31 protein-coding genes and 3 tRNA genes are annotated in these 26,998 nt (G+C 30.7%); 11 read left to right on the forward strand and 23 right to left on the reverse strand.

Features of this window, described 5'->3' with window-relative positions; translation table 11 throughout:
• Positions 1 to 2 precede the first annotated feature (2 nt).
• Genes B5D14_RS00890 through B5D14_RS00905 form a run of 4 tightly spaced genes read right to left on the reverse strand, consistent with a single transcriptional unit; the run spans position 3 to position 2,457 of the window.
• Positions 3 to 749, reverse strand: a complete 747-nt coding sequence (locus B5D14_RS00890) for an amino acid ABC transporter ATP-binding protein (protein WP_078710698.1) — start codon at positions 747 to 749, stop codon at positions 3 to 5.
• Between the two features lie 8 nt (positions 750 to 757).
• Entirely contained in the window at positions 758 to 1,420 is a 663-nt protein-coding gene (locus B5D14_RS00895) for an amino acid ABC transporter permease (RefSeq protein WP_078710699.1), read from the reverse strand.
• 9 nt (positions 1,421 to 1,429) lie between these two features.
• Entirely contained in the window at positions 1,430 to 2,218 is a 789-nt protein-coding gene (locus B5D14_RS00900) for a transporter substrate-binding domain-containing protein (RefSeq protein WP_078710700.1), read from the reverse strand.
• Positions 2,215 to 2,457 carry a hypothetical protein gene (locus B5D14_RS00905; protein ID WP_078710701.1) on the reverse strand — a complete coding sequence of 81 codons (243 nt, stop codon included), beginning with the start codon at positions 2,455 to 2,457 and terminating at the stop codon, positions 2,215 to 2,217. The genes B5D14_RS00900 and B5D14_RS00905 overlap by 4 nt, the downstream gene beginning before the upstream one ends.
• 130 nt (positions 2,458 to 2,587) lie before the next feature.
• Between B5D14_RS00905 and B5D14_RS00910 the strand changes: the two genes are divergently transcribed.
• Positions 2,588 to 3,463, forward strand: a complete 876-nt coding sequence (locus B5D14_RS00910) for a LysR family transcriptional regulator (protein WP_078710702.1) — start codon at positions 2,588 to 2,590, stop codon at positions 3,461 to 3,463.
• 28 nt (positions 3,464 to 3,491) lie between these two features.
• Here the strand turns inward: B5D14_RS00910 and B5D14_RS00915 are convergent, their stop codons facing one another.
• The 7 genes from B5D14_RS00915 to B5D14_RS12400 all read right to left on the reverse strand — a co-directional run bounded on the left by B5D14_RS00915 (position 3,492) and on the right by B5D14_RS12400 (position 10,549).
• A complete protein-coding gene (locus B5D14_RS00915) occupies positions 3,492 to 3,728 on the reverse strand; it encodes a hypothetical protein (RefSeq protein ID WP_078710703.1) in 237 nt (78 codons plus the stop codon).
• Between the two features lie 45 nt (positions 3,729 to 3,773).
• Complete coding sequence (locus B5D14_RS00920) at positions 3,774 to 4,265, reverse strand: YbaK/EbsC family protein (protein ID WP_078710704.1); 492 nt, start codon at positions 4,263 to 4,265, stop codon at positions 3,774 to 3,776.
• A gap of 150 nt (positions 4,266 to 4,415) precedes the next feature.
• Entirely contained in the window at positions 4,416 to 5,774 is a 1,359-nt protein-coding gene (brnQ, locus tag B5D14_RS00925; RefSeq protein WP_078710705.1) for a branched-chain amino acid transport system II carrier protein, read from the reverse strand.
• 180 nt (positions 5,775 to 5,954) lie between these two features.
• Positions 5,955 to 6,545, reverse strand: a complete 591-nt coding sequence (locus B5D14_RS00930; protein WP_078710706.1) for a DUF308 domain-containing protein — start codon at positions 6,543 to 6,545, stop codon at positions 5,955 to 5,957.
• 1,071 nt (positions 6,546 to 7,616) lie between these two features.
• Positions 7,617 to 9,275 carry an ATP-binding protein gene (locus tag B5D14_RS00935; RefSeq protein WP_078710707.1) on the reverse strand — a complete coding sequence of 553 codons (1,659 nt, stop codon included), beginning with the start codon at positions 9,273 to 9,275 and terminating at the stop codon, positions 7,617 to 7,619.
• 796 nt (positions 9,276 to 10,071) lie between these two features.
• A complete protein-coding gene (locus B5D14_RS12395) occupies positions 10,072 to 10,248 on the reverse strand; it encodes an Abi family protein (RefSeq protein ID WP_078710708.1) in 177 nt (58 codons plus the stop codon).
• Between the two features lie 43 nt (positions 10,249 to 10,291).
• Entirely contained in the window at positions 10,292 to 10,549 is a 258-nt protein-coding gene (locus tag B5D14_RS12400) for an Abi family protein (protein WP_078710709.1), read from the reverse strand.
• A gap of 127 nt (positions 10,550 to 10,676) precedes the next feature.
• On the opposite strand from B5D14_RS12400, the gene B5D14_RS00950 reads away from it, so the two are divergent.
• Positions 10,677 to 10,922: a helix-turn-helix domain-containing protein gene (locus tag B5D14_RS00950; protein WP_159443674.1), complete on the forward strand. Its 246-nt coding sequence runs from the start codon at positions 10,677 to 10,679 to the stop codon at positions 10,920 to 10,922.
• A 38-nt stretch (positions 10,923 to 10,960) separates the two neighbouring features.
• Positions 10,961 to 11,140 carry a tyrosine-type recombinase/integrase gene (locus tag B5D14_RS12405; RefSeq protein ID WP_159443675.1) on the forward strand — a complete coding sequence of 60 codons (180 nt, stop codon included), beginning with the start codon at positions 10,961 to 10,963 and terminating at the stop codon, positions 11,138 to 11,140.
• 371 nt (positions 11,141 to 11,511) lie between these two features.
• Here B5D14_RS12405 and B5D14_RS00960 read toward each other — a convergent pair whose 3' ends face one another.
• A complete protein-coding gene (locus B5D14_RS00960; RefSeq protein WP_078710712.1) occupies positions 11,512 to 11,709 on the reverse strand; it encodes a hypothetical protein in 198 nt (65 codons plus the stop codon).
• A gap of 169 nt (positions 11,710 to 11,878) precedes the next feature.
• Between B5D14_RS00960 and B5D14_RS00965 the strand changes: the two genes are divergently transcribed.
• The 7 genes from B5D14_RS00965 (at position 11,879) to B5D14_RS00995 (ending at position 17,758) form a co-directional block, all read left to right on the forward strand.
• Positions 11,879 to 13,078: a helix-turn-helix domain-containing protein gene (locus tag B5D14_RS00965; protein WP_078710713.1), complete on the forward strand. Its 1,200-nt coding sequence runs from the start codon at positions 11,879 to 11,881 to the stop codon at positions 13,076 to 13,078.
• 197 nt (positions 13,079 to 13,275) lie between these two features.
• Positions 13,276 to 14,061, forward strand: coding sequence for a hypothetical protein (locus B5D14_RS00970; protein WP_078710714.1), 786 nt, complete (start codon positions 13,276 to 13,278; stop codon positions 14,059 to 14,061).
• A complete protein-coding gene (locus B5D14_RS00975; RefSeq protein WP_078710715.1) occupies positions 14,061 to 14,588 on the forward strand; it encodes a lipoprotein in 528 nt (175 codons plus the stop codon). The genes B5D14_RS00970 and B5D14_RS00975 overlap by 1 nt, the downstream gene beginning before the upstream one ends.
• Positions 14,589 to 14,876: 288 nt before the next feature.
• Positions 14,877 to 15,563 carry a LytR/AlgR family response regulator transcription factor gene (locus B5D14_RS00980; protein ID WP_078710716.1) on the forward strand — a complete coding sequence of 229 codons (687 nt, stop codon included), beginning with the start codon at positions 14,877 to 14,879 and terminating at the stop codon, positions 15,561 to 15,563.
• A gap of 5 nt (positions 15,564 to 15,568) precedes the next feature.
• Positions 15,569 to 16,807, forward strand: coding sequence for a GHKL domain-containing protein (locus tag B5D14_RS00985; RefSeq protein ID WP_078710717.1), 1,239 nt, complete (start codon positions 15,569 to 15,571; stop codon positions 16,805 to 16,807).
• Between the two features lie 67 nt (positions 16,808 to 16,874).
• The gene (locus tag B5D14_RS00990) at positions 16,875 to 17,399 is read left to right on the forward strand and encodes a hypothetical protein (protein WP_078710718.1); all 525 of its coding nucleotides are present in this window, start codon (positions 16,875 to 16,877) and stop codon (positions 17,397 to 17,399) included.
• 62 nt (positions 17,400 to 17,461) lie between these two features.
• Entirely contained in the window at positions 17,462 to 17,758 is a 297-nt protein-coding gene (locus B5D14_RS00995) for a hypothetical protein (RefSeq protein WP_078710719.1), read from the forward strand.
• Between the two features lie 189 nt (positions 17,759 to 17,947).
• On the opposite strand, the gene B5D14_RS01000 is transcribed toward B5D14_RS00995, so the two are convergent.
• The 4 genes from B5D14_RS01000 to B5D14_RS01015 all read right to left on the reverse strand — a co-directional run bounded on the left by B5D14_RS01000 (position 17,948) and on the right by B5D14_RS01015 (position 21,571).
• Positions 17,948 to 19,243, reverse strand: coding sequence for a relaxase/mobilization nuclease domain-containing protein (locus B5D14_RS01000; RefSeq protein WP_078710720.1), 1,296 nt, complete (start codon positions 19,241 to 19,243; stop codon positions 17,948 to 17,950).
• On the reverse strand, positions 19,244 to 19,549 hold the full coding sequence (locus tag B5D14_RS01005; RefSeq protein ID WP_078710721.1) for a plasmid mobilization protein: 306 nt from the start codon (positions 19,547 to 19,549) through the stop codon (positions 19,244 to 19,246). It lies immediately after the preceding gene.
• 214 nt (positions 19,550 to 19,763) lie between these two features.
• Positions 19,764 to 21,359, reverse strand: a complete 1,596-nt coding sequence (locus tag B5D14_RS01010) for a tyrosine-type recombinase/integrase (protein ID WP_078710722.1) — start codon at positions 21,357 to 21,359, stop codon at positions 19,764 to 19,766.
• 2 nt (positions 21,360 to 21,361) lie between these two features.
• Positions 21,362 to 21,571, reverse strand: coding sequence for a hypothetical protein (locus tag B5D14_RS01015; protein ID WP_078710723.1), 210 nt, complete (start codon positions 21,569 to 21,571; stop codon positions 21,362 to 21,364).
• Between the two features lie 239 nt (positions 21,572 to 21,810).
• Between B5D14_RS01015 and B5D14_RS01020 the strand changes: the two genes are divergently transcribed.
• Positions 21,811 to 22,287: a helix-turn-helix domain-containing protein gene (locus tag B5D14_RS01020; protein ID WP_078710724.1), complete on the forward strand. Its 477-nt coding sequence runs from the start codon at positions 21,811 to 21,813 to the stop codon at positions 22,285 to 22,287.
• A 222-nt stretch (positions 22,288 to 22,509) separates the two neighbouring features.
• Here the strand turns inward: B5D14_RS01020 and B5D14_RS01025 are convergent.
• The 7 genes from B5D14_RS01025 to B5D14_RS01055 form a co-directional block, all read right to left on the reverse strand.
• Positions 22,510 to 22,585 (reverse strand) — tRNA-Lys (locus tag B5D14_RS01025).
• 71 nt (positions 22,586 to 22,656) lie between these two features.
• Positions 22,657 to 22,733: transfer RNA gene (locus B5D14_RS01030), tRNA-Glu, on the reverse strand.
• 8 nt (positions 22,734 to 22,741) lie between these two features.
• Positions 22,742 to 22,817, reverse strand: a tRNA-Asn gene (locus tag B5D14_RS01035).
• 102 nt (positions 22,818 to 22,919) lie between these two features.
• Positions 22,920 to 23,294, reverse strand: a complete 375-nt coding sequence (locus tag B5D14_RS01040) for a YbaN family protein (protein ID WP_078710725.1) — start codon at positions 23,292 to 23,294, stop codon at positions 22,920 to 22,922.
• Positions 23,291 to 23,617: a nitrous oxide-stimulated promoter family protein gene (locus B5D14_RS01045; protein ID WP_078710726.1), complete on the reverse strand. Its 327-nt coding sequence runs from the start codon at positions 23,615 to 23,617 to the stop codon at positions 23,291 to 23,293. The genes B5D14_RS01040 and B5D14_RS01045 overlap by 4 nt, the downstream gene beginning before the upstream one ends.
• Complete coding sequence (locus B5D14_RS01050) at positions 23,617 to 25,266, reverse strand: amino acid ABC transporter ATP-binding/permease protein (protein ID WP_078710727.1); 1,650 nt, start codon at positions 25,264 to 25,266, stop codon at positions 23,617 to 23,619. Before B5D14_RS01050 ends, B5D14_RS01045 begins: the two co-directional genes overlap by 1 nt.
• Positions 25,263 to 26,996 (reverse strand): ABC transporter ATP-binding protein/permease, encoded by a 1,734-nt coding sequence (locus B5D14_RS01055; protein ID WP_200804726.1) that lies wholly within the window; start codon positions 26,994 to 26,996, stop codon positions 25,263 to 25,265. Before B5D14_RS01055 ends, B5D14_RS01050 begins: the two co-directional genes overlap by 4 nt.
• Between the last annotated feature and the right edge of the window lie 2 nt (positions 26,997 to 26,998).

Genomic DNA, 26,998 nt, shown 5'->3' on the forward strand with positions numbered 1-26,998 from the left:
TCCTACACGGTTTTATTTTGATTAATTGATTGAAGAAACTGTTTAGTTCTATTTTCTTTTGGATGATTGAAAAATGTTGTTACATCATTTGCTTCAATAATCTCTCCTTGATCCATAAATACAATTTTAGTTCCAATCTTCTTAGCAAATTCCATTTCGTGCGTCACAATGATCATCGTCATTCCCTCTGCTGCTAAATCTTGTATTACCGATAATACTTCATGAGTAAGTTCTGGATCAAGCGCTGAAGTAGGTTCATCAAACAAAATAAGTTCAGGTTTTGTCGCTATAGCACGTGCTATAGCGACTCTTTGTTGCTGACCACCCGATAACTCATGCGGGTAATAATCATATCTTTGTGATAATCCAACTTTATCCAAAGATTCTTTTCCTATTTCATTCGCTTTCTCTTTCGACATTTTTCTTGCTACTATGAGTCCTTCAGTCACATTTTGTAATGCAGTTTTATTTCTAAATAAATTAAAGCTTTGGAAAACAAATCCCGTTCTTTTTCTTATTTTCAAACTATCTTTCTTCGTTACTTTATCAAGTTCATACACTTCATCATCAAAGTTTAAAATTCCGCTATCTGCATGGGCCAACAAATTAATACATCGTAATAATGTTGTTTTGCCAGATCCACTTGGTCCAATTATCATCACCACATCTTTTTTATTTACATCTAAATCAATGCTTTTTAATATCGTATTATTACCAAATGTTTTTCTTAAATTCTTTATTTTCAACATTTCTTCACCTAGTATTCTAATTTGAAAGTTGATTCCAATTTATGTTGTAGTTTTGTTAGTACTGTACAGATGATTAAATAGATTAATCCCACTTCACAATACAAAGCAAAAGGTTCATAAGTTCTTGCAATAATTCTCTGTGTTGCCATTAACATCTCAAGGATTGTTATATTTGATGCAAGAGATGTATCTTTAACTAGACTGATTAATGAATTACTCAAAGATGGAAATGCTATGCGTAAAGCTTGTGGCAAAACAATGCGTATCATAATTTGAGGAGTTGTCATGCCCACACAATAACCTGCCTCTAGTTGTCCTTTAGGTATTGCTTCAATTGCCGCTCGAATTGTTTCAGAATCATAAGCACCCGTATTTAATGCAAATACAATTACCGCTGCTGGAAATGGATCAATTAATATTCCCAGGTTAGGTAGACCATAAAAGATAACATAAAGTTGTACTAGCAGAGGTGTTCCTCTAATAATCCATACATAAAATCTTGCAATCTGATTTAAGATTTTATTATTTGTCATTTGCATCATTGCAATGAATAACGCAAGTAGTATTGCGATTGAAAACGAAATGATTGTAAGTGGTATTGTCATCGTTAAACCAGGTACGACTATCTTCCAAAATGAATCTATAAGAATTTCTATTAATCTTTCATTCATTAGCTTTGCCTATTGATTTACTAAATCAACACCAAAGTATTGATTTGATAGTTCACTTAGCTCTCCTGATTCTTTAAGTTCCATAATGATTTTATTAATCTCATTCATTAATGATTCTGTATTCTCATTTTTTCTTAGTGGTATTGAAACAAATGATGCATCAGTCGTTAATGCAGCAATTTTAATACTTGCATTGGGGTGCTCTTTTATGTAGTCATAGTAAGATACTTCAGCATTCAATGTAGCATCAACTCTACCCGATAATACAAGTTCCATTGTTTGACTTAAATCATCAACACCTGTTGGATTTGCACCATAACTCTCAGCTAAAGTTGCATAAGTACTAGCTAGAGTATTCGCAGTTTGTTTACCTTCTAAATCTTCAAAAGAATGAATACTATCATTGCTATTTTCTACTATAATTGCCGTTTTTATATATGCATAAGGTTCTGTAAAGTCATATTTCTCTTTTCTTTCATCTGTAATCTCTACGCCATTAATTACTAAATCGTAACGACCAGCATCTAATCCCGCAAATAAGCTATCCCACTCTGCCTCAACGAACACTGCTTCTACACCTAATTTATCTGCAATTAATTTTCCTAATTCAACATCAAATCCAACTAATTGATCATCTTGGTTATGATATGTCCAAGGTGCCCATGTGCCTTCTGTCGCAATTACTAGTTCACCTTTTTCTTGAATTTGTCTTAATAAATCCATGTCATTGCTTTGTTTTGCTGTACATCCAACAATCATAAATACAAATAAAATTAATACTAAAAACTTCCTTTTCATTTTTTCTCTCCTTTGATTTTGTTATCAATTTGATATACTAAATAATCTAAACAATCGATACATTTTTGACTTTCATGCACTTGCTCTAATAATTTTTTTCTATGCTTTGCCAGTAAATATTTTTGTTCATCTTTATAACCTTTTTCATTACAATTCATAAAACACGTTATCGTATCACAATCACAACCAGCATCTTTTAAATTCTGTTCTATTGCTTCTTTAGAATTATTATTTTTCACTTGATCATCCCCATTTCTTTATTACACTGAGAATCTTAACACCCCGATAATGTAATAACAAATACTTATATCAAATAGCCAACTATGCTTGACAGGTATAGTACAATAGAACTATAAGAGAGGGTATCCTATGGAACTACGCGTATTAGAATATTTCTTAGCAGTAGCACGCGAACAAAGTATTTCTGGTGCTGCTGAATCATTGCACTTATCACAACCAACACTTTCAAGACAATTAAAAGACATGGAAGATGAACTTGGAAAACAACTTATAGTTCGAGGCAATCGCAAAATCTCATTAACTGAAGAAGGTATGATTTTACGTAAGCGTGCCGAAGAAATTTTGGATTTAGTGAGAAAAACAGAAAACGAAATCCAAGTATCAGATGATTACATTAGCGGAGATATTTATATTGGTACTGGTGAAACCCATGCTATGCAACTAATTGCAATGACAGCAAAAGAAATTCAAGAAATATATCCCAATATCCATTTTCATATTGTAAGTGGAGATTCAGTTGATATTATCGAGAAACTCAATCGTGGCTTATATGATTTTGCAATATTACTCGGCGAAATTGATACAGCAAAATATGATTCAATTGAATTACCTTGTAAAGATACTTGGGGTGTACTTACAAGAAAAGATTCTACCCTTGCAAAGAAAAAAGAGATTCACCCACAAGATTTATGGAATGAACCCCTTCTTTTATCAAGACAATCTGTTAAGCAATATGGTATACCCACATGGCTTAAAAGAGATATAACTAAGTTAAATGTTACCGCAACATATAATCTAATTTACAATGCCTCTCTCATGGTTCAAGAACGAATGGGGCATGCGATTACGCTTGATCATTTAGTTAATACTTCTGGAGATAGCGAATTATGTTTTAAACCATTATCACCATCACTAGAAATTGGTATGCATATCGTCTGGAAAAAATACCAAATCTTCTCAAAACCAACAGAAATCTTCTTATCAAGACTCCAAGAAAAATTTTAATCCAAATAAAAAATCGTGTTTAGCATTGCTAGCCACGATTTTGTTTTTTTAACTCTTCTTTTGAATATATTTGTTGATAGTGAGTTTTTCTATATCTAAGATAAAATAACGTACAGAAAATTACTGGAATGATTACAATCAAAATATTAATAAGAAGTTTATTATCAAAAATTGAATAAAACATGAGTAGAAGTATTTCCGAAAGAGCAGTTAAGAATAAAATTGCGAATTCAAGAGTTTCTTTGACAGCATCAGACTTAATCATCTCATTACCTCCAAGTTGTACTTACAGTATATCATATTAAATTCATTAGAATGATTCGTTACTATCATTTCTCCAACCCTTGCATACATCTATCCAACAATTAAAGTTTGAGAATCTTTCTAGCTCATCTATTGTTAATTCAATTGTACTATTTCCACTACCACATCCTGGAAAAACAGTTTTGAATCGTTTAAGAGAATCATCTAGATATACCACGATGTTTTCCTTAATTGCAAAAGGACATACTCCCCCAACTGCATGACCTACAAGTATTTCAACATCCTCAGCTTTAATCATTTTTGCTTTTGTATGAAAGCAGTCCATGTACTTACGATTATCAATTTTTGCATCTCCTGCACTTACTATAAGTATAGGCCTATCACTAACAAGGAATGCCATTGTCTTCGCAATTCTTGCAGGTTCAACATTCAACGCTATCGCTGCCAACTCTACTGTTTCACTTGAAATAGGAAACTCTATTATTTTTTCTTCCATATTGAACTGTTTAAAATAAGCTTTCACATTCTCAATCGACATAATACTTCATTTTCTATTTATTTGTTTTATCATTTCAGCAAATAAATACTCTCCTCCATTAATTTATTGTCTATACTCTTTTATTTTATTATCACCATATGATAGATAACACTTAATTAATCTTATACTAGCTAAAACTACATTCATTTTTTAGTTTTCTGCTTTATTAGTTTTTCCTTTTTTCATTATCATTAATATGATTCCAAGAATAAATCCAAGGCACGCAGGGATTACCCACCCCATACCGATACCAAAGAATGGTAAATTACTACCAATAGAAATGCTTTTTTGAACCAACGAAGAATCGCGGATAAATGGTGGGCAAGCGTTTAAGCCATCCATGATTGCTGCAATTAATGTAAAACCTGTTGTCATCTGATATACAATTTTATCGTGATTAAAGAATGATCCAAAAATCGATAATAAAATTAATGTCATCGCAAGAGGATATAAGAACATTAAAACAGGAATTGAAAACTCGATAATTTTTGTTAAACCAACATTTGCAAATAAACATGCCATCGCACTAACTGTAATTGCAAATACTAAGTATTTACCTTTTGGAAACAACCCAACAAATGTTTCAGAGAAAGATGATATTAAACCAATTGCTGTTTTTAAACAAGCTACGATAACTATTGCTGCTACAACAATACTACCGAAATTTCCTAAGTAATAATGAGTTATTTGTGCTAACGCAATTCCCCCATTTGCACTTACTTCCAGTTGACCTACACTCATTGCACCCATATATGCTAATAGACTATAGATTAGTCCCATTAAAATAATTGTTAAGATACCCGATTTAACAGTATCCATCGCTATATTCTTAGGTTCATTTACACCCTTACTTCTAAGTGTTGTAATAACAATAATGCCAAATGCTAAACTAGCTAAAGCATCCAAAGTATTATACCCTTGAATAAAACCTGTAAAGAAAGGTTGAGTTTGATAACTAGTTTGTACTGCCATATCATTTATTGAACCCATTGGATTTGTAAACGCAATCGCAAAGAGAATAAAAAGTAAAATCAAAAATAATGGATTTAGAACTTTACCTACATAGACAAGCAGTTTAGATGGCTTTCTTGCATAAAAACAAGCAACCACAAAAAATACAATGCTAAATATTGCTAGAACAACGCTTATATTTGAAGCATCAAGAAAAGGAGCAATACCAATTTCAAACGATGTTGTCGCAAGACGTGGTAATGCAAAGAAAGGACCAATAACAAGATATAAAAGAATTGTAAAAATATATGCATACTTTTTACCTACTCTACTCGCCATGTCAAATAATCCTTCACTTCGTGATATCCCCATCGCTATGATTCCTAAGAAAGGCAATCCAACCCCTGTAATTAAAAAACCAATATTTGCCAAGAAGACATTCCCACCTGCCTCTTGTCCCATGTGAACAGGAAAAATCAAATTTCCTGCTCCAAAGAATAATCCAAACAACATTGAACTAATATAAAAATACTCTTTGCCCTTTAATTTTCTATCCATGCTTATACCCCATTTTACATTCTCATTAACTTAAATAAGTTTTTACTATTATATTCTATAAAATGACTCATTACAAATAAGAAATAAATATCACTGTACTTATGCATAGATAATTGCATTTTGGTAATTTATCTTTCCATTTTCAAAGAAATAAAAAGTGACTTGCGTCACTTGTTTGATTTATCCCTTCGCTATCATAAGCGCTATTGCTTCAATCAATAATATAATACCACTTACTATTAAATAAATTCCCGACATCCACTCAAATGTCAACGTAGTCACAAATGGACTAATAATAAAGAAGAATGCAAGGATAATATTTAGCCAGCCACTGAAAGTAATCATTCCAGTTTTGTATTCTCCAGCCATTTTCAATGATGATGCGAAATTCAGTTTATTAAATCCTGACATAAGCAATACTATTGCGAATATCATAGCCAAGAAATTAAGAATAACTCCTACTGTTAATGCTTTCGAATCCCCCATCCATAGAGTAAGAATCCAACCAGCAAATAAAATATTAATAATCGCTAATACTAAATCCCATGCACTTCTACTTTTCGAACTAAAGTAACGAACTAAAATATATATTCCTTCAATCCCGATTCCAATTGCAATTAATATTCCTGCACCAATACTCACTGCAAGAGGATTAATAAATAATAAAACGCCAACAGCTATCATAAGGATAGCAGCAATAATTCCAGAAAGAGCATGGCGTTTTAGCATGCCTTCCATCGATGTTTCCATAGTAAAATCTTGTCTTAACATAATTTTTTCCTTTCAATACAAGTTGGTTTTGACAAAGCGGGTCATATCAAGATTTAAATCTTGGTAATAATATTTGTCACTACTTGGTTAATTTCATTATAATACGCTTTTTTATAAAACACGTGGATTTCACTCTTTCAATCATTTCTCATTTAATAATTATAAGTCACTTAATAGCTAAGAATAAGTTAATAAAGCCAATTATGTATGAATTATCTCAATACATAATTGAAGCCAAAAAAAGCAACAATCTATTATGATCGTTGCTTCATTTACTAATGGTGTGAATAGGGGTATGAGTTGCGAACCCTATACTTCTTGTTACTTACGATGATATTATATCATAAAATATAATTTTGCATACATCATCTTATACCTAATAGATATTATACAAACTACAGTTAATCATTAATAGAAATGTCCCCGAATTACGATAATAACCTTAAATCGTTTTGAAATTCTCTCTGCTTTGGCAACTTCACTCTATGTGCACTTTCACCACAGATTACTAGCATATGCCTGTCATACCATAAAAAACATTTATTTTACTTACTTTAAAAATATCCACAGTTTTGCAAGATGTTTTTAATCAATTTTATAATACCCCACTAACTGTTTTAGGTCTTTACTAAATTGTTTTCAAACTGTTCAATCAGTTTGAAATGTAAATTTAAAAGAATGTGAAAAATAACTAGCAAAGATCTCACCATTAATATCAATTTTCCTAACCTACTAATTTAAAATGAATTTCAGTACCGTAAAATGAATTTTTGAACAATACCTCTTTAAGATTGAATTCATACATTTCATTTAGCTCAATGACAAAAGTAAAAATCTTTAAAATAAACCTCACAATTACCACATGCACAAAACAATCACAATGTGATAAAAACTTTAAATATAGTGTTGTTTGGATTATCATTTTAACATCATCAAATTAACAACAAAAATCATTAATTACGAGAGAACTCTTTGAATCAATATATTCAAAATTCATATTATAATCCCATCCGCTTTTATACTAAATATGTATCCGAATTATCATTAAGTATTATAAAATTAATATTAACTTCAGACATTAGTAAGTTTCTCAATAATATCTTTTAGTTTTATTACTTCTATCTTAGATTTTTTAGAGTCGTTATCTATATAATATTTTTTATCTTCTCCACTATTTACAATTTTAAAAATATAACCTGTTTCTTGTTCAACCGCTGAAGTCATTTTTGTGCCGTCCTTTATATCATTCATAAGATCCCAGCATATAATAGTATCTACATTTTCAAAAGAATGATTAAAGCAATCTTTTTTTAATTTATACTTTAATTCTACATAAAAATACTCACAATCTTTTAAAGGTTGATCACTATTTTTTCTAGCTAAAATATCTATCCCTTTATACGTATTATAATCAATTGGCTCGAAATTAAAATATTCTCTTTTCAAAGTATAGAGTGAAACAAAAATCGCATATGTTTCTTGCTCATTATTAGGTTCATAAAATGAACATCCACAGAATGTTATTTTCTTTTTTTCTTCTATCCGTCTTTTTCTTGCATTAAATTCTTCTCTTTCCACCTCCATAGTTCTCTTTTCATTTTGCCATGATTTCAATGCATCTAAACAATTATTTTTATAGAGATCTATATTAATTTCTTGAATAAATTCTTTAATTTCTTCTTCTAATGCATTCAATTCCTCAACCGAAGTATTTGTTATTGATCCTCTATTTGCAGTAAGTTTAAAATGCTGTGAATTTACAAATCCATGAATCATTACAAACGAATTTGATCCGGTTCCAAAGTTAGAAATCCACTCATTCACTCGCTGCACGGGAATATAGTCTTTACACAAATAGATTCCGTATCTATCCGAAACTTTATATCTTCCTTTTTGGGTTTTCTTGGCCCCAAGCATCGGATTGTAATTTTTTTTAGCAGAATCTCCTTCAACATAGATCACAACTTCGTATTTAAAATAGGGATACTTTTCCAAGCAATCACTTTTCTCATATTTCTTAACAAAATAATCACAAGCATCAACGTCATGCAACTCAAATAATTCATTAATATTATCATTGACTTTCGGAAATCTATGACCAAATTCAAGTTTCTCATATTTATCCCGATCTAACCCTTTTAACTTTATGATACAACTACTTAATTCAAGTTTCCCAAATTCTTTTTCAACAGATCCATGCTTAGTAAACCAATAAATATAATCTTTCACAATTTCATGCGAATACTTCGAATAATCTCTAGAATAATTTGTGAGTTTAATTCGTGTTCCTCGTTCACATTCGTGTAAACTCTTGAACTTAGGTGCATGAAGTTTTCCTCGTTTTAAGGCATCATAAGGTTTATCGCAGTAAGAGTAATAATGTTCCTCACCTGTTGATGTCCATATTTCAATTTTCTCAGACCTTAAGTAAATTTTTGTACCATGTCCTTTTTCTCCAATCTTCTCCTTATTTTCTTTAGAAGAAGAATTACCTAAGCTCCAAAAATTTTCTTTTAACATTTTTTCAGACATTCCACTGCCATTGTCTATTATTTCAATTGTAAAAATGTCTTCAGTCATCTGAAATATTAATGAAATCTCCGTCGCTCCATGATCATAAGCATTGGAAATACCTTCTCTTGTCACTTCTAAAGGATCTCCAAAATCACCTGTTATTTCACTGAATTCCCCTACACTGTTAACTTCAGGAATAATTTCTATTTCATTCATATCCAGTTCGTCACCCTCGTTTATTAGATCATGAATTACAGTAAATTACAAGATCTTTTCCATAATTATAATCTCCTATAATACTTAAAATAACTTTAAATGCATATGTTCTACTACCTCATTTTGAAAATATAAGATTTATCCTAAATGATTTAAATAAAACATTAGTTTAATTTTTCTTAATTATGAAAGATCTTGTTTTAATATGAAAATCCATTAGCATGTCATTTTTACAAATTTACAACAAAAAATCAGAACTTTTGATAATATTAATTCATGTGACAGTGACAAAAGAAAGTCAAGTAGAGTTTATTCTAATATTTGCTAAATAAATAGTTCTAGCCTAATACTTCCTTTCGTATTGAGTATATAAAAAGCGGTTATTTAAAACACTCAATTTATAATGGTAAGTCCTTGGGTTGGTAAAAAATGTATTCATTTTGCTTCTCTATAGTTAATAAAAAGCATTAGTTCTTCACTATAGCTCAACATATAATTTCATACTTTTTATTTTTATGGTGCCATATTTTTTTAATTCTATGATTACTTTATACAGTATCCATTTGCATTATGCAATATTTTTTCCCACCTGGTTGAAAAGTCATATTCGTTTGGAACACAGGCACCATTCTTCTTCATAGATTCCCCTAATTTAAATACAACTCTCTCGCCTAATTTTTTATTTGGATTGAGTAACATGAGTATGTAAATGAAATAGAATGTAGTGGAATTATCGACAGGTTCTCCATTCAAAAAATTTTCATTAACTATGGCTGGTTTGATGGTGTGCTTAAAACTAATATAAACGAGTGAAGTGGCAACATAGATTTCTAAGATATGCCGCACTATGATAAAGGCGATTCAAGTCTAAAGGACTAATATTTGAATAACCATCTATCTTTTTATCTTTTAACTTTAAAACAGAATAAAATCTGGATATATCTCCAAATGACATTATTTCACCATTGCCCATAGCGGTATTTCACCATCATATTTATTCCTATGATGTGCAACAATTAGATTTTTATCGTTTTTTCTGCTATATCATTCATTTTTTTAAGAATCCTTAAGCTGTCACCATAGTTGCTGTAATTATCTAAGTTCCTATATCCCATTCCACCATATTTTAATGAAAAACTATAGGAAATTTGTGTTTTCAAATATACTTCAACATCACTTATTATTTCGAATAATATACCTCTTAATTCTTTGTCAAATTTATATATAATATACATTTTCAAAACTAACCTTATCTTTAAATTTACCACATTCATCTAAAAAATCAATCATATAGCCACTAAGCGTAGATTATCAAGTTAAATTGGACAGTGAAAGAAAGCATGAATGAAATATAATGGAAATGAGAGATGATTTGTGATGGTCTTGAAAGGAGGTCATTTTATGACTGGCACAAATAAACATTTAACCTATGATGATCGTCTTAAACTATTATCTTTTGTTTCTAAGAATTATAGTATGTGTAAGATTGGAATGATTTTAGGTAAATCACCTTCCTCTATTTCTCGAGAATTAAAAATCAATTGTTATCGTAAATGGGTCTTCAATGACAATGATACCTTATGTACGCATGCTCGTACCTATCCAAGTATTAAACGTGGTTGCAATCAAACCTGTAAGCTTTATTAGCTTGAACCTTGCCCTCGTTTATTAAAAGCGCCTTGGGTTTGTTTGTTGATGATGAACCATTATCAAATACAACAATACAACGAATCTTCGATAATGGAATAAAAACCTCAGGAGTTAAAAAGATACGTATACACGATTTAAGACATTCTCACGCAACAAACTTAATCAATGCAGGTGGCAAACATAGTAGCAGTATCAAAACGCCTAGGACACAGTGATATATCAATGACATTGCGAGTATACACACATCTAATGAAAAGAAGTGAAGATGAACTTATCGCAATATTAGAAAATAAATAAATGGTACCAAAGTGGTGCCATTTTTACTTTAGACAACAAAAAAAAGTGGCTATTTATACCACTTATTTTTTAATGGTGACTCCTTGGGGGATCGAACCCCAGACCCACTGATTAAGAGATAAAAAAATCTATTAATAATCAAAGAAATATCAACAAATTTCTCATTCTTGCCAATAATTAATAGTTGATATAATGAAAAAATAATTCAATTCTTCAGTTAAATCATTTTTCTATAAACTACATACATATAAAAGTGGGTTGTATAAACCCACTCCTATTCATAGCTCCATCATACTGGTCCATCATCAATCATTCTAAATTTTGAAGTACAGGGAATCGGACTATCTTTTGACAACTTACCAGTGTTAACATCATAAATACAAGGTTTTATATTATTACTTGTATTTACAATAATCTGATTATGACTTCCAAGTACTAGCATCAAAATAATTGAACAGTTGAGAATGGTCTTCATTATTTTTTTCATTCTTCAGTCTCCCTTCTTATATATATTATACTTTATTTAGCAATAATTAAGATTTAGTTTGTGTTATAGATTTAAATAATTAATTCATCTTTAAGCACATTAAATTACTGTCTATTTATAACACTCAATCATTTGATAGTGTGATACCATTAATGTAGAGGTGAAAGCTATGGAAAATTATGGGGTTGCATTAGGAGTGCTTGTTAAACGCGAAAGACTAAAAAACAATTTAACAGCGCAACAACTAGCAAAAAAAGTAAATTTTTCAAGAAGCTATATTTCTAGAATTGAAAACGGAGTTTTAGTAGATGATTCAATCTACAAAAAGATAATGGCTTATTTTCATTTGCCTTATTATGGTATTAGTGAATGCCAAGCACATGAAAATAAACTTGATTATGCTTATTTAGACTTCATATATATAAAAGATAAAAAGAAGAATATTTCAGAATTACTCTTTCAACTAGCTGATTACAAGTATTCTCCACTATTCGCTAAATACATGATTATACAACTTATTTATTATGTTACTTACCCCGAAGAAAACCAACAAGAAAAAGAAACATTCTTAGCTGAAATATTATCACTAGTTCATTCCTTTTCACCAAATCATCAACAGATTATTTATGATTATTTAGGATTTGATTTTATGTACAGTAATGTATCAAAAGCAAAAATATATTTTGATAAAGCAATCGCTTGTGGAGTATTCAATGAGTCGACGAGTATGTTATACTACCATATTAGTGTCTTTCAATATCGTTGTAATCATTTATGTTTAGCATTCTCATTCTCCACGAAAGCTTTCAATCAGTTTAGCACTGAATTAAATTATAAAAGACTATTCTATACTAAATTTCATATTGCTAACATCTTCATGCTTGATCAAGCTTACGATAAAGCAATAGGAATGTATAAAAAATTGATAGATAATGATGCAGTAGAAGATAAGTCAATTGTATTTTCAAATCTCTCTTGGGCATACTACAGCATTAAAGAATACGATAAGGCAAAACTTATGATTTCAAAATGTACACATAAAAGATTTAGTTATTACTTCAATTCAATCTTAATTAACGCGGCTCTAAAGAATACTTCTGATGCCTTATCACTAATTAATGAGTTTTTGAAAAAATCAAACAATAATATAGAAAGGCAAATTATTTTCATATTAAAGTGCAAGATAACAAGTCAATATTCAGACGATTTTGAACAACTACTAATCACCAGCTATAAACAAGCAAAGAATTCATTTGATATTACAATTGTCTCACTTTTAAATTCGTACTTGGTTGATTACTTTATTTTAAATCGCGAATATAAGCAAGCTAATTATTATTTAAGAGAATTATTTAATTCTAAGTTATAAATTCCCATAACAAAAGGTCGCTTAAGTGACCTTTTGTTATGCTCACTCTAAAACATTTTTCACTTGAAATATAGTTTATAATTTAATTATAAGTACTAACAAGAAAGGTGGTTGATTCGCTTGCCAAACAGGTATGAGAATGGAGATAATTCAATAATCATTAATATGCTTAATTAAAATAGAAAAGGAGAAATGAAATGAAAAAAATTTTGATTGGCATTGTTACTTGTTGTTTGTTTGCTATCTCATTTAGTGGCAATGTATTTGCACTTGATGGAACTGGCGAAGATCCTGGTTTTACACCAAATGATCCACCTGGTACAAACGTGCCTGACGATTTCACCATAGACACAACTTATCGTGTTGAACCAAGACCTTCAAATCTACCATACACATTCACTGAACATCATTTATCACGTGGATATATAGTAGATTCACGTTGGACCACTGATGGTCTTTCATACTATAAACAAGGTGATTATCCTAATAATTATTATGGGGCAGATAACTGCTCTGATAGTATTGCTACAAGTGGATGTGCTTTGACAGCTTTAGCTTCTGTAGTAAGTCGCTATGGAAAATATTACAATCCACCTGAACTAAATATATTTTTAGGTAAAGGAGCATTCAACGGATGTTTATTAAACTGGATTACTGCTGCTAATCGCTTAAGTTTGTCATATCAAAAAGATGACTTTGCACCAAATTATTATGAAAGTACTGCTAAACTTAAAATGCAAGAAAGGGTACAAAAAGGTTACTCACCGATTGTGTCTCTTAAATGTGTTTCTGGACATGAAGCAAATTGTGAAGCACTAACTCACTTCGTTGTTAACTATGGTTACGAAATGTATTGGAACGATGATGGAACTGGATATACTACTTATTACTATCTACACAATCCTGGTGGTGCAAATAAAAATGAGATAAACCAGTACATGGATCACTATTATATAGTATCTTTACATAACTACGGAAACTAATGAAAAAGTATATCTATTTTATAGTATGTCTATTACTCCTTTCTGGGTGTTCTACTTCAAGTGAGCCCACTGTTGTATCGTCAACCGCTCCAACATTAATGTCTAGTACAGAACCGTCTATTGACCCAACAAATATACCAGAAGAAGTTGTAAGCGATATAGATTTAACCTTATACAAAGAAGAATCTCTATTTGAAGGGAAACTACATTATTATGTTAAAGATCCGCTACCTGAAGATATTATTGTTGTATTCAATCCTGCACTAAACACCGAAACTAAGGGAACCGTAGCAAGAATACTAGTTTATACAGAAAAGCCATTTTCGATATGGATTGAAGATTATTGGATAGTTACAAATAAAATTGAAGGATCAGATATCATTTATGAAGAAAATGGATACTATGTTATGGAACATAATCTCGTGGATTTTTATGACTACGATATTTTTGACTCTGACGAAGAAAAATCTATTGCATCAGAAATAAAAGAGAAGTATACAGGAACTGTAATATTCACTAATAAATAAGTATTGATGCTGTTACGAAATAGATGATTGAGATCAATCATCTATAAGCGTAATAGCTTCTTTTTTTATATCTCTCACTCTTATATCTTTTGCTTTTTATTTCAAATCAATAATTATCGATTTGCTGTATAACAAAAGGGTATTTCTAACATATTGTATAATCATTTGTTTTTCTCAAATAAAATCACTCTAAACTATTAATTTATCACATATTTGTTATTTTCATGAATAATCAGTTAATATATATGTATGTATATATAACAATATGACTGAAAGGGTGGTTTTATTATGTCAGTAACAATTTGTATAATTGACGACAAAGACAATGATCTTAAAAATATTCGAAATGAGATCACGCAACATTGTACTGACTATTTTGATCCTATTATTAAATTGGTAAACTCAGTAGATAATCTATCAATGATTACTGATTCAGATGTTTATTTCATTGATATAGATTTACCAAAGTATAATGGATTTGAAATAGCTAAATTCATTCTTCAAAAAAATGAAAATAAATTCATCATATTTGTTTCAAATCGAGAAGACTTGGTATTTAACTCATTCGATTTAAATGTATTTTATTTTGTTAGAAAATCACATCTAGCAAATGATATTGAAAGATGTATCTCAAAGTATTTGCAGACAGTACAAAAATCAAACTACATAATTTTAAATTGTAATCACAATACATATCAAATAAATCATAATGAAATCATCTGGATAGAATCAAATGGCAACAATCTATCTATTTACATGCCAAGCTATAATCTAATAGTAAGAAAAACGATGAAATCTATTATAAATGAATTAAATAATAAAATTTTCATTAGAATACATCACTCTTACTTGGTAAATAGTGAATATATACATTATGTTCACCAAAATACTTGCCATCTAAAAAATGGCTTAATACTACCAATTAGCCCCAACCACAAATTAGACCTAAATGTTTTCTTTTCGTCAAGGAGGTAACATACATGAACTATATAATTGACACCACGATTTATTTATCATTTTTATTTATAATGTTCCGAAAGAAAGATAAAACACATTTAACAATTAGTATTTTATTTTCACTTATATTTTTAGCATTTCTATTCAAGATTAGCATTTTTGAACTTAATTTTAAAAATGTTACATTTATTATATTAATATACGCAATTATTATAAATTTATCTGATGAAAGTGATTTTGAAATTTTTTATACTATGGTTCTATACTTGGTTTTAGGAAACTTAATGAGCCAAATAGTTACTTATTCTTATTACAATTTACAAACCACTTACAAAAACTTATTGATTTACTTGTTAAATAATTATGCAAATATTTTTATTATTAGTCGCATTTTTATTCTTTTGACTTATCTATTATTAGCACACTTTAGAAATAAACATAAAATTAAATTTAGTCTATTAGAGATTTTACCACTATTGATTATAAGTGGAACTTTGCTATTTATATGTGTCTTGCTTTCTAAAATGCTTTTTGGCCAATGGATTTTAAGTATAGATATACTCATTATAGATATTTTTATTTTATTAATTGTTATTATTGTTAATATTCTATATCATTATTTAGTTCAACATAAAGAACGAATAAATGAAGTTGAATTCGAAAAAATTATTTTACAAAATAAAATCATTACTCAAAAAAGAATTTGTGAACTTAATGATGAAATAATCCATTTTAGACATGATATAAAACATTCATTTCGCTATATTGAAGATTTACTACAGATTGGTGATATTTCTACAGCACTAAGTATTGTTAAGAAACAGCATGAACTTCCTGTTTTAAACTCACATTATGTTATTACTCAATGTCCTCTATTTGACCTGATTATTAATGATTATAAAGATAAGTCAATAGTTGAAAAATTTGATTTTAAAACGACTGCAAACATTACTTCTGACGTTAATATTGATGCACTTAAATTCAATTCAATACTTTGTAATTGTCTTGATAACGCTTTTGAAAATTGTGGCGTAGAAGGTTTTATTGAATTATCTGCTGTTATCAATGATTCTTCAATTAATATCAACATAACAAATAGTATTGCAAAAAATATTTTTCCTATTCAAAAAGATAAAAAATTTCACGGCAAAGGAATTAACAATATTCGTTCCAATATAAATTCATTAAATGGCAATTTTAATATTATATTAGATTCTTTAGCATATACATCAATATCTATTCCTAATTATCCCTCAAAGTAGATAACTTATCACACTTTTATACTTTTATATTTTAACGATATACAATCTAAGTAGAGGAGGTATACAGATGAAACGTATTTATTTATTACTTGCAATAGCATTATTTGGATTTGGTGTATTTAACGAAAAGGAAATCACCATTGATCCCAATATAAATCAGAATCAAATAGCAACAGGAATTACTTCTTTAAATTATAACGATAATCTCGCCTATAATATTGATAATTCTGTGCTCGCTGAGATAAAACTTGAATTTCCTTATTATTGCAGCCAGCCCACTTATTTCAAAGAGGTAAATAATGGTAACTTTTCAGATATTCCTGGACTAATTACAATTAGAATTAATTTGTATACGAAAATTGGTGTACAAAATGAGTCCATTGAGTTGAGGGAATATGTCCTTTTAAAAAAAGATAATATCTTTAGTTTTGATTCTTTAGTAGGTTATCAAAAAATAGATGAAATTGCTGACTATAGTATATTTATATCTAACAGTTATTTAGACGAGTTAGCAATACCTGAAAATTTTTCTCTTGAAGAAATTAGAGCCACTCTTGATCAATCAATTTCATTTTACAAAATTTCCGAATAATTTTCTAACATATAGAATTGCTTGCCACAAAAATTAAAATTATTAGTTATGGAGGTATTCTTATGAAAAAGAAAACAATAATTTTAGCAATTTCATTATTCTACATCTTTACATCTGGTTTTTCAACTTTAGCGGAAAGCAGTCAAGAGGCTAGAGTTCCAATTTATTATAATTACAAGAATTCATTCTGCTATGCTGGATCAACTGCTCCTGATCTTGTTTCTATACATAATTACTATATTTCCGGTGTATATTGGTCTGGTGCTGTTTATAAAGGCGACTGGGTTAGTTCATATACACAAGGGAATGTAACATACAATTGTTATATGTATGCAGGAGAGCTTCATTCAAACTCTTAGTTAGAATCACAATGTAAATTCATAGCAATTCTATATGTATATTATTGACAAGTAAGTTAAAGACAATTCAAATACTTACTTGTCTTTTTTGTCTAAATATATTGTATAAATCTACACTTTTTATTAATTTCCAAGTATCATCTCAAATGATTTCAAATCTATAATAAAGGATAATACGTACTTTTTCAATTAACCAAGTTTTTGCTCTTTCATCTTTTGCTTATATTTATTCTTTCTTTCATGTTTTCCACTATATTTTCTCTTATTAATTACTACATTCGAGTCAAGTTGCACACCAACATCAATAAGACCAGTAATTGCGCCGATAGTAAGCACCACACCCACTTCATGATTTGTTTTAACTTCATTTGTTCTTTGTTTTCTATCAACTGGAACGAAGTATTCATCTGATTTTTCATCGCTAATGTTAAACTCTCTTGTTTGCTCATAATTTGATTCATAGTGATAATTGCTTCCTCCATCTGCGTATTTGTAACAATTTGCATCAGATCCTCTGACATCAGTTCGATTAATTGGTTTTGTTTGCCAAAGTTTTCTAAACTCATCTCTCGATAATCCGATACCGCTTTCAACAACTGATTGAATTCGCTCTTGCTCAGAGATACAGCGTAAGGCGTTTTCTCGATTACTTGCTTTAACTGTGGCAGGTACATTTTCATTTGTTCCAAAGTCAGTGGTGTTTCTACTATGTTCTTCTCTTTCAATTCTTCTAAACTCAAACTCATAATCTAATACCTCTTTTAAGTATTTCCTTTCATGTAATTTATTATCTCTACATTTCATTCCGTTTGGACACGTATAGGTAATATATTTATAGTTATCATTATATTTAACTGTATAACCACTTTTTTGCATCTTATCAATAAATTCATTTTTGCTTTGCGCTTCATTCATGCATCTATCAATTGCATTCATTAGTTTGAACTTCCAGCTCATCCCTTTTTCAGCAGCTCGATATTCTCGTGGTGACAGCCCCTTCTCTTTGTGAAGTTGGATGGGTTGTTGAATGCCATACTCGAGGGCTATTCGATCTGATACACGTCTCAACTCTTTTAACGTATGTTTGTTTTGATGGAGCTTGATTCCTGTTTCCATATTTACACTATTAATCACAAAGTGATTATGCACATGTTCTCGATCCACATGGGTTGATACAACAACTTCATAGTTGGGATAGAATTCTTGTACCAACTTACAACCTATCTCATGAACTTGAGAAGGAGTAAGATTTACTCCTTTCTCAAATGACTGAATGGTCATGTAGAATCGAACTCCTGTATCTTTACCATGCATTAGTCGTGTTCTCTTGAACTCCTGCTGGGCAGTACTCGGATGGCAGTTAATTCCTGTTACTAAATTCCTTCCCTCGTGCATTGACTTTTTCTTTTGCGTACAATACTTCAGTACTACTCCTACAGCGCTCTCTGTTTGTTTTGATTCACGGATGTATTCTACAATGGGCATTTAGTGTATTCTTTCTTGTAAAGCCACTAAGGTTTCCAGACACTTGTTCAATGCACTCTGTGTCTCTTGAAGATTCACTACCTCAACTTTATTCATGTTCGCTAGTACTGTTAATTGATTCACGTTATTTCCAATTTTTTTTAGTTGGATATACGTTTCTTTCAAGTCATCTATTCGAATAACTTTTTTATTCAAACATGATCGTACAATGAAGTCTGTTTTCGTGAGTCCTGCTTCACATGATAGGTCACAAATCTTTTCAAAGTCTGATTCTGTTGTTTTAAATACTGTTACTTTATTTTTCATCTTTCCTCTTTCCTATTTTTACAGGGGCACGGGGAACCCCCGTACTCAAGACTGCGCCGGCGTATAGCCGAGTGCTATGCTTGCCCTTCCAAATGGAAGGTTCTTTTAATACTTTAAGGTTAATTGTCTCAAATAAATTATTTTCTTGAACTAGCCCCTTTTTAGCCCAACACGGCGTCGTTGTTGACGATGGTGACGACGATTAGGGGTATCCCTATTCCATCGGCGCATCGGCGCCACTGTCGTCCACGAGCGTTAGTTCCAACCACCTTTTCTTTCCTCTACCTTTGCTGAACACAATGTTATTCTTTCGTAATATTTCCACATTTTTACTTAGTAATGTTGATAATTGATTGGGATAAATCACTAAACCTATTCTGCTACACAACTCATTGGCTGTGTCATTAAACTTCTTTTCTTTGGATATATAGTTGATTACTTTCGCAATATTTACATCCAAACTTTCATCTTGTTCTTCATCGTAAGCTTCCCATAGAAGTCTCTCATTTTGCTTAATTGTGATACTTCTCATCGGAATACTTTTACCTGTTATCATCAACTCTGCTGTATCACTCATGATATTTTCACGATACAGTACCATCATATTATCGGCAGCTGCAGGGATACCATTGGTTCCATAGAAGGCTTCAAATGGACTATTCTTTCTGCAATCTTTGACTAAGTGATGAAGCAAGATAATAGCGATATTATTCTCTACTGCAAGCTCTCTGATTTCGCTTGTTTGTTTATAATCATCTTGGTAGTTTGCTTTTTCATTACTTGAATCTCTTAACTTACCATAGGTATCCACAAAAACTGCGATGAGATTTGGATATCCTTCCTTCCATTCTTGGATGCACTTATCGAGATGGAAGTAATTCCCTTTTGACCCTATTCTGAATTGAATATCGATATTCTTATCAATACCAAATAGATTGAATCGTTCGTCAATATCTTTTTTCATTTTACCTTTAATTTGTTCCCACATTCTTTTGTAAGATTGTGCTGATATTGGTTTTCTATCATCTACGTTAGTAAATAGATTTTCCATCGGACATTTCGCTAAAGTTTTCTTTAAGTAATCAACATCTCCATTTTGCATTGGTAATTTTCTCATTGATGATTTTGATTTTGTACCTTTTTCTTTGCCTTGATTTTGTGTGAATTCAATTGATTTATTTATACTAATCATCATTGCATTAAAGTTGAAATCTGATTTTTTAAGAGCTAGAATTTCTCCTTTTCTTAATCCATAATGCCATGCAAGTGTTATGAACAATTTCTCTCTTAATGTCAGAATTATTGAGTTCAATATTTTAATCTCATTAGAAGTTAATACTCTTTTTTCATTCTTTACTACACTTGGTTTTGGAATAAAATCACATGGATTTACTTTCACAATATTGAGTCGATGTGCTTCTTTGAAGATTGAATTTAAAGTCATATGTACTTTTTGAGACTGATTAGGATGATTTTTAAGTTCATTCATAATTGCGTTAATATGGGACATGTTGATCTTTTTCATTTGCAAATCATTGAGTGGCTCACAATGATTTAGTGTTGTTGCATACATTCTTTTAGTATTAGCACTTTTGGTTATCATATTTCTTTCATACCACTGTTTTGAATAATCTTTAAACAAAGTTTTATCTGTAAAACATCCAGAGACTTTTGCCTCGAGAACTCTTTTATTGAGTTCTCTTGTATTGTTAGCACATATGTATCTTCTTTCACTTTTTCCTGTGATAGGATTGAATACTAGAATTGTTGTAGCATATCGACCGTCTGCTCTTTGTTTTCTAGATAACATTCTTAATAATAATCCTCATCATGGATATCAAAGAAGTCTTCATAATACTTCCTGAATATCATTCCACTTTTAGGTAACTGGGAATCATTCAAGTTATACTTTTTCTTGATTTCTCGATACTTGCGAGCTGACTGTGTGTAACTAATATCTAGTTCTTCAGCCATCTCAGCAATACTAATAGTTAATTTCTTTTGTTCGTTTGATTTGCTCATTTCTCTTCCTCTCTTTCTTTTGAAAGACATTTATGAGATAATATAAATGCCTTGGGAGCAATCCCTGCAGGAAGTCGTCCGTCGAAAGTTGGCTTCCTTTTATTTTTGTATCGCTATCCGTGTATTTCGGACATACAATACAATCGTAATATATCCTATTTTATCGGATATGTCAAATATTTTTATTTTTCTTTACATGTACGACTTTGTCGGATATTATTATTTAAGAGGTGATAGTAATGAAATCAGAGAAACAAATCGAAAAAGAAGTTAAAGACTCTTCGATTCAAATTGGCGAGCGAATTAAACTCGCAAGACTGCACTATGGTTATACAAAAACTCAGCTAGCAGATCAATTAGGTATTTCTTATAAAAGAATCATCGAATATGAAAACGGTCAATTTAAGCCTAGAGAAACAACACTAAGAAAAATAGCTAATGTTCTTTCAGTCAACTACTTTTGGTTGACTTCTGGTGCCCTTATTTTCGAACCAGCATGGTTTAGCACAAAAACAAGTGATAAAGATACTAAAAACAAGTTGCGAGCTGGAGCATTAGGAATTATTAATCAGATGTCGAGTAAAATGCCCGATCACATTGTCTTTCAAATTTCAGATATTATCTTATCTGAAATAAGGAAGCAAATGGATGAGAAGAATGAATCTCAAAATAATGTTCAACTAAACAAACCTAAAATTTCTAAGAAACTAAAATAAAGGCTCATATATTGAAGTCATCTTTGCCAATAATGGAAATGAATTTTACTTGTTTGCCAATATTTTTGCCAATAATCAATTTGTATTTTTTATTTCAAATCAATAATTTTATTCATAAACATCATATTATATCCGAATTTTACGGACGTATACAGAATCGCCGATTTACCGCATTACAAAAGGCTATTTCTAACATATTGTAGAAATAGCCTTATTTTTTAATGGTGACTCCTTGGGGGATCGAACCCCAGACCCACTGATTAAGAGTCAGTTGCTCTACCATCTGAGCTAAGGAGTCATGCACACTTATTATATACTTTACGAAGTATATTTTCAATAAATAAAGCCCTTGCGGGCTGTTATTTTAAATGGTGACTCGTACGGGATTCGAACCCGTGAATGACGCCGTGAAAGGGCGCTGTGTTAAGCCGCTTCACCAACGAGCCAAAAAAAATGGCGCCTAAAACAGGGCTCGAACCTGTGACCTAACGGTTAACAGCCGTTTGCTCTACCAACTGAGCTATTTAGGCGTGTGCTAAATTATAATAACATGCACTGACCACCATTGCAACTGTTTTTTGTAAAAAAAACATCTTTTTTTGATGTTTCTTTTATCTAGTAAAATCTACTATTTATGCTTGCTCAGAAGGTCGTGTTTTAATTTTAAAAATAAAGTAGAATAAATGGAATAACCAAACAATAAATAAAACGATTTGTCCAATTGGAACTTTGTGCATCATGATAAAACCAACAATCATTGTCAATGTTACAATGATCATGATTTTAATTTTTGTTTTCTTTGTCATTGTCTTATCTTCTACATAACTTTCTAAATTATTCTTATAGAGTTTTGTTTCAATAAACCAATTATGCAATCTTTTGGAACTTTTTGCGTAGCAATATGCCGCAAGTAGTAAGAAAGGAAATGCTGGCATTAGAGGTACTACAGCACCTATTGCACCCAAGACTAAACCAATGGTACCTAAAACAATATAAAATATTTTCATGTCGTTCTCCTCTTATTCTTAAGTGAATCAGTTAGATGTCTAAATACAACAATTGGATTCACCCATATCATTCTTTTTCCAGAATACTTCATGACTTGCTTAATCCTGTCACGATGATTATGATCATAGCAATGAACCTTACATTGACTACAGAATGTTTTAGATTCTATAAATGGACAATGATCAATGCGCTGATTTGCATAATTTATCAATTCTTTGCAATCATCACAAAGATTTATTTCATGATGACCTTTGCAATAAATAGAAATCATTTTTTCTATTAATTCTTTTTCTTGTTTCTTTTTTCTTTCTTTGACATTCATTAGCTTACTCTGCCACTATCAAGCGTGATTAGTTGATCAACTATCTTCATCGTTGATTCTCGATGAGATACTAAGACAATTGTTTTGTTTTCTCTTTGCTCGTAGATCGATTTTAAGAGCACTGCTTCGTTTAAACTATCCAAATTACTCGTTGGTTCATCTAGGAACATAAACGGCGCATCATGCAGGAATGAACGTGCTACACCTATCCTTTGTTTCTCCCCACCCGATAAAGTATCCCCCAATTCACCAACCTGCGTTTTATATCCTTGTGGTAAAGACATAATCATATCGTGTATCGCTGCTTTTTTACACGCATCCACCACTTCTTCATTTGTAGCATCAAGCTTAGCTACCTTTATATTATTTTCAATTGTATCTTTAAACAGAATTGTTTCTTGTGTTACATAGCTTTGATGATTTCTTAAATCCTTGGTATTTATATTTCGAATATCTTCATTTGCAATTTCAATGTTTCCTTGTTGTACATCCCAAAATCGCATTAATAATTTCAACAAAGTTGATTTCCCCGATCCACTCTTTCCTACTATTCCCAATATCTTATTATTCTCTATTGGTAAATTGATATTTTCAAGAATTGGTGTCTCTTGATACCCAAAAGAAACAGAGTTTACACTTATGTTTGCAAAGGCAATATTTTTTTCATTTTCAACATCATTCACAACAGGCTTTTCATCTAACAAATTTAGCACACGATCTCCCGCCGCTAAAGTTTGTGATAACCCATGTCCCAAATTACCTAGAGCTACCACTGGACCAAATGAACTAATCATACTTACCGTAGATACTAGTATAACTTCAAATGGAACTGCACCTTTTAGATACATCATACTTGATACAATAAACATCACAAATCCAAACCCAAATATCGTGTTGTTGATCCACATTGTTGTTTTTCCAGACATTCGTTTCAATTGTTTTTCTTTTAAAGACATCTCATCAGTCATTCTATCTATTTCATCAAGTTTCACATAGCCTTGTTTGTATTGTATATTTTCTTGAACACCACGAATATTATCGAGAAAGAAACTACTAATATTTCCTACTTCCTGACGTATTTCACTTGCATCTTTACCAACCTTTGAAGATACAATAAGTGGAATTATAACACCTACTGATATATATCCTATTAGCGCAATGATACCTAACTCAACTGAATATCCACCTATAAAGATTGTCATAATTATACTCATTATTATTGCGATACAAATAGGCGAAATCGTATGAGCATAAAATACTTCTAAAAGTTCAATATCATTTGTAATGATTGTGATTAACTGTCCTTTCTCTTTACCTTCTAGTTTTGCAGGTGCAAGTTTTCTTAGCACCGTAAATACTTTATCGCGAATCATTGCAAGTAGTTTAAATGCTATGTAATGATTGCATGTTTGTTCACCATACCTCAAAATTCCTCGTGCTATCGAAATGATTGCAAGTAAAATCAAGATAGGTTGGATTGTATTATTTCCTTGAAGTAAATCACCAATTAAAATACTACCTAGAATCGGAATAAAATTAGCACAAATAAATCCAAGTACACCTAGCACAATCGCAAGCGTCATGATAAGAAGCATTGGTTTTATCAAGACAATTAATTGCATCATTATTGATAATTTCGTTCTTTTCATATATTCACTCCTAAATAATTCTCTATATCATGTTGAACATTCCAATACTTATAATAAATGGATTGCTTCTTCAACAATTCTTGATGATTTCCCACTTCTACAAATTTACCTTGACCAAGAACGAATATTTGATCAGCATCTATAACATTCATTAAACGATGTGTAATAAAAATGACTGTCTTCTCTTTCGCAATATTCTTAACAACTTCTAGTATTTTATTTTCACTTTCCACATCAATGTTTGATGTCGCTTCATCAAATATATAGGCTGGGCTATCATGTAGTATTGCCCGTGCTAATGCAAGACGTTGTTGTTGCCCTCCTGAAAGATTACTTCCCTTTTCATTTATACGGGTATTTAAACCATCTTCAGATTCAAAGAAATCTAATAAACCAACTTTCTCTAGTACTTCTTTGCATTCACCATCTGTTACATCATCTTTAGCCATTAATAAATTACTTCTCACTGTTCCTTTAAACAGGTAACTATTCATTGATACTAAGGTAATCTTACTCGCTAGATTCTCTTTATTTATTTTGTGTATTGATACATCATTTATTTTTATATCTCCCTGTTTTAACTCTTTCTTGTTCATAATTAGTGAAGCAATCGTACTTTTTCCAGATCCACTTTCACCCACAATCGCAATTAGTTGTCCTGGATTTGCAGTGAAACTGCATTCATCTAACACTATTTTATCTGTATAACCAAAAGATACTTTATCAAGAGAGATTCTTATTGCATTTGAAACAATTTCTTCTTCACCCTTCGCTCTCTCCTTTGCATCCAAAAATTTAAATATCTTATCACTTGAAGCCATGCCATTCATCGCTATATGAAAGTATGAACCAAGTAAGCGTAGGGGCAAGAAGAATTCCGCACTCAGCATAATGATTATAAATGCTTGCGCTATGTTAATTTCATTTTGTAGAAATAACATACACGCAACACCAATACCTAGAGCAGACGCACCATAAGCAATGATGTCCATAACAATAATTGAATTGAGCTGCATTGATAATACTTTCATTGTCACTTTTCTAAACTTCTCTGATTCTAAATTCATTTCATGATGTTTCTTTTCATCTGCTTGATAAATTTTTAATGTTGTTAATCCTTGTAGATTTTCTAAAAAAGAATCGCCTAGTTTTGTATATTGTCCCCAATATTTATTCAATAATTTCTTCGCAACTTTTTGAACAATGATAATCGACAAAGGAATAAGGGGAACACATGCTAACAATATAAGCGCAACATTCAAACTAATTGGGGCAATGATGACAAATAAAGTTATAGGCGCAAGTAAACTATAGAAAAGTTGTGGTAGATATGAACCAAAATAACTTTCTAATTGTTCAATCCCTTCAGAAGATAGTTGTACAATTTCTGCAGATGATATTTTATCAGTATATGAAGGACCCAATTTTAATATCTTCTCCAACAAATAGTGGCGTAATTTTCTTTTTACATCTTTTGACGCAATATAACTAGCATCACTTGTCTTTATTGTGCAAAAAGATTTAAAAAATAATAGAACAACACCTATACTCACACCAAAGAATAACTCTTGGATTACAATTGTTTTATAATAAATTCCTTGAAGTAAATAACCTAATAGATAGATAATTACAATTGTTCCTAACAAATTCAACCATTGGAATAATACGATTTTCCCTATGTTTTTCTTTGAATCTCCCATACTTTCAATAAGTCTCTTATTTACCATCATCG

Source organism: Anaerorhabdus furcosa, assembly GCF_900167375.1.
GTDB classification, from domain to species: Bacteria; Bacillota_I; Bacilli_A; order Erysipelotrichales; family Erysipelotrichaceae; genus Anaerorhabdus; species Anaerorhabdus furcosa.